We start from the raw sequence: 3,680 nt of genomic DNA, 5'->3' as shown, positions 1-3,680 counted from the left end.
ACTGGGTGCCAAAGAACCGATTTCATTCTTTGTTTCCAGATCGAGAAACCGGTGAATCGGCAGAAGGATGTTGAAGTCCTCTTCGGCATCTGCCGGGTTGAAGTGGGTGTGGGCGACTGAGATTTCCCCCAATGAGGTTTCCCTCGGTATCACGCGATAACTTGGGTCTCCCCAATCGGGTTCTCGAGCCTCACGCAAAACGTCGAAGGGTTGCTGTTGGTCCTTTAGATAAAGCCCACCCGTGGTCAACAGAGCAAACCGGGTCTGGCCCAACGGCTTGGCAAGGGGAGTAAACGGCGTCGTAGCCGGTTCACCGGCGCCGTGCCATGCTTTTTGCATCCAGGATGCCAAACTATAAGGGAGCCATTTGTAGCTATCAACCGACATATACTTTCAAACCTTTTGATTGTCCGCCTACCGCCACATGGTATTACTTCGGGCGAAAACCATCCAGTGGTCTTGAGTCGTTGCTGATTATGAAGTAATTCTTCTAATGAGAATTAGATATACTGCGACTTATGTTGGATTGCTTTGCTGATAGCTATGCGAACAAGACGAATTAGGCACATTTTCCGATTGGTGAAAATAATGATTCACTCAATTCTGTCCGAACTCCCGAAGTAGGTTGGAAATGGCCTGAGGCCTTCCTTGAATGACTTCAGGATTGACCGGACCACTAGGCTGCCGCGGACCTCGTATGTCTGGAACGGTTTTCACGCAAATCAGGACCGGCCCCGGCTGTTTTAAGACCTCTTCGGCCTCATTGTCAAAATCCTCCAACTCATCGAACTCGAAAACGGCAGCGTAACCAGCGGAGCGCGCCAATTGAGAGTAGGAGGCCGAGTTTGTGCCTGGAGTGTCTTGCCCGCCGGTGGTAGCATAAACGCCGTTGTCCAGGACAAAGTGATATAGGTTCTGGGGAGCCTTGTTGCCCACAGTAACCAGGCTCCCCAAGTTCATCAGAAGGCTACCGTCGCCGTCGAAAAGGATGATTTTCGTTTCGGGCCTGGCAAGACTCAGGCCCAAGGCGAACGAAGAGCCTATGCCCATGACGGCGGGAAAATCTAGCGTTCCGATGGGGACGTCCCGAATGGGATTATTCGAAACCTGACTCCAGGCACCATTCGCCCTGAAAACTGGCATGACCACGGCGTCGCCACGGACTCTCTCCAGTATCCTCATCAACTCAAGCTGGTCTATCATTAGTCATCCTTCGATCGGTCGCATTAACATCACCGTTCAATCATATCCGGTATGCCGGGAAATTGTCGGCAATTGCTGGAATCGACAGATGATAGAAGCCCCCGGCCTGCAGCCAAGCGGCCTTTCCGTGCCTAGAAAAGTGGTGCCGAAGGTTAGAGTTGAACTGATACGGGGTTGCCCCCACCGGTTTTTGAGTTCGACGCTGGTCGTTTTACCCTGTCACGGTGGATCCTGTTTAGTCGCGTTTCTCAGCTAACATAGTCAATCTATTTCCCAATGGATACCGTCTGGTAGCAAGGATTTGGCCGGCGATATGTCGGCAGCGTAGTACGTAATCTGCTAACTAAAGAACAATCCATCTAGCCATAATTAAACTGAATAATCCTCGAAGGCTAGGTTGGCATAACGCATAAAGATACCACCCCCGGGAGCCGCGAGAGGGCCGTTGGCAGCGAGGCAGGCGATGACGTATTTCTCCCCTGGTCGTGCTTCAGTGGCTATGGCCACCCGCTGGGATATGTTAAAGCCCGCTACCGTACCAGTGGCTCTGTCGCACTCGCCATTGACCCAGATCTCCCCGTAATCATCTATGCAGGTCTCGAAGAAGATTCGATTCCCACGGATGTCCCTACCATGAACCTGATCGGGCAAAGTTACGGTGATCCGGAACCAGCCGAATGTGAGTCCGCTAGACCGGCCTACCTGGATATTTTCACAGACCTCCCATCCCGAATCGTCGTAATCGACCAACCGCGCTGGACTGCCGCTGAGTCGAGCAACCAGACCTTCATTGTCCTCACCAGGCACTAACCCTTGCGAAAACTTCCACTCGGCCTTAGCACTTCGCAAGTCTTCCGGATTCTCAAGGTCCAGCGCTACCCTTATCATCTAGTCCCCCTCTGTAGCTATTGTGTACCCAAGATACTCTCAACATACGACTCAGATTATATGACGGGATTCACCCGCTCACCAAACTCCATGTCCACAGCCAGATGCCTAGATGCCTTAAGGATCCCCGTAACCTCTGGATGGGGCGACCAGTAATTTCCGAGAGGTTAAATTTCGACTAAAGCCAATAAATTGCTCTCGATCTGTTCCCAATCATTCGCGAGATCGATCGTCTCTATACGAATCTCATGGCCCTGTAATTCAATTATCTCGCTTATCTCCAACCCGACATTGGGGTACAGCAACATACCCTTCGCATTGCGGAACGAAGGGCCAAGATCCTCTTGGGTCCTGAGATATGCATATATCTGATAAAGGTGGTCTGAACGGAATTTGAGATCACCAAATCCGCGGGTCAGGGTTTCTTCATAAAATTTGGTATCGATTATTAGTTTATTAAACGGCTCCTTGCGCGACTCAATCGATATATCCGTTTTCATTATTGGCATGTGGGCGTTAGAAACCCCGGGCCAATCGAGATTTCTAGCACTAATGTGGTACCGGTCTCCAATGTGGTGACGATAAAAATTTCTAACAAAGCGCTCAAACAAATTGAATGACCCATTTAGGTCCTCGGATAACAGAGCAAGAGTCTCATCACCTGATTCCGTAGAAGGCATTTTTAACATGTGGACCAGAAAGCAGATATTGATAGGCAAAGCATAGTCGCGGTCATTCCGACCTGTCCGGATAGATGTGAAATCGGAATGGCTCAAGCGGATTGACTGTACCCCGGCCATCTGATCAAGCAGAGTGTGTATATCCCGGTTTAAAGCAGCCGAGGTTTCGCTAGTTGCGCCTGACACCCTTGCATCGCGAGACAAATTATAGAGAGTTGTTTTGATGATTTGGTTTTTTCGCGTATTAACATCCAGTTCTTCGAAAGAACAAACAAGTTTATTTTCTTTAAGACCAATGTGACGGAGGCTTGGGGTGAACAATATTCTGCCCCGGACTCCTTCTATCGAAGCAACCCGTTTTATATAATCTCTTCTTAATTGATGTCTCAATAGAAGGCGTGTGGAATCCACCAAAACGCGGGCAAGTAGCCCGAGCAAATTAGGGGACTGCTCAGAATCGAATCGTGCAGTATCTCGCCAATTGGCCAGATCCCAGGCGTAAATAAGCAAGTACCATACGTTCCTGATTGGGATGGCTTTCTTAGCTTCGCCTTGCTCCTGGATTTGAGAAGTCACCTAGGCAACTCCAAATATATCGACGATCAAATTCTTGGCCTTATCTGGATCATCGAACCAGTACTCTTCGACCAATGGTTGTATCTCTGTGGTTACTACTTGCCTAAACCAATCCATGTTTAGTTCCGAAAAATCATTTCCCCTCGGACAGAAGAAACTATGTCCTATTTGATATGACCTTCCCAATTGCCGTTCTTCTGAGATAGAGCGATTTAAGGTGGTCATTGATCTAATAATTACATCGACAACACTTTCCGCCATGTTCCGATCAAGAAGCCAGGATCGGTATGCAGGATCTCCGAATTTTGGATCGAGCGTCAGAAATGCAAATCT

5 protein-coding genes are annotated in these 3,680 nt (G+C 49.1%); all 5 read right to left on the bottom strand.

Annotated elements, in window-relative coordinates; all coding sequences use genetic code 11:
- A partial coding sequence (locus MK323_15240; protein MCH2483499.1) for a glycine/betaine/sarcosine/D-proline family reductase selenoprotein B occupies window positions 1–387 on the bottom strand: 387 nt, incomplete at its 3' end.
- A 210-nt stretch (window positions 388–597) separates the two neighbouring features.
- Window positions 598–1,203 carry a thiamine pyrophosphate-dependent enzyme gene (locus MK323_15235; GenBank protein ID MCH2483498.1) on the bottom strand — a complete coding sequence of 202 codons (606 nt, stop codon included), beginning with the start codon at window positions 1,201–1,203 and terminating at the stop codon, window positions 598–600.
- 369 nt (window positions 1,204–1,572) lie between these two features.
- Entirely contained in the window at window positions 1,573–2,091 is a 519-nt protein-coding gene (locus MK323_15230; protein ID MCH2483497.1) for a hypothetical protein, read from the bottom strand.
- A gap of 167 nt (window positions 2,092–2,258) precedes the next feature.
- Window positions 2,259–3,347, bottom strand: coding sequence for a hypothetical protein (locus tag MK323_15225; protein ID MCH2483496.1), 1,089 nt, complete (start codon window positions 3,345–3,347; stop codon window positions 2,259–2,261).
- Window positions 3,348–3,680: AAA family ATPase (locus MK323_15220; GenBank protein MCH2483495.1), on the bottom strand; the 333-nt coding region annotated here is incomplete at its 5' end.

The organism is Gammaproteobacteria bacterium (assembly GCA_022450155.1).
Lineage (GTDB): Bacteria > Pseudomonadota > Gammaproteobacteria > Arenicellales > UBA868 > REDSEA-S09-B13.
The sequence above is the reverse complement of the archived record's forward strand: the minus strand, read 5'-3'. Positions and strand labels throughout refer to the sequence as shown.

Coding starts and splice junctions, on each gene's coding strand:
- MK323_15235 (MCH2483498.1), bottom strand. CDS start 1,203: ATGATAGACCAGCTTGAGTTGATGAGGATACTGGAGAGAGTCCGTGGC.
- MK323_15230 (MCH2483497.1), bottom strand. CDS start 2,091: ATGATAAGGGTAGCGCTGGACCTTGAGAATCCGGAAGACTTGCGAAGT.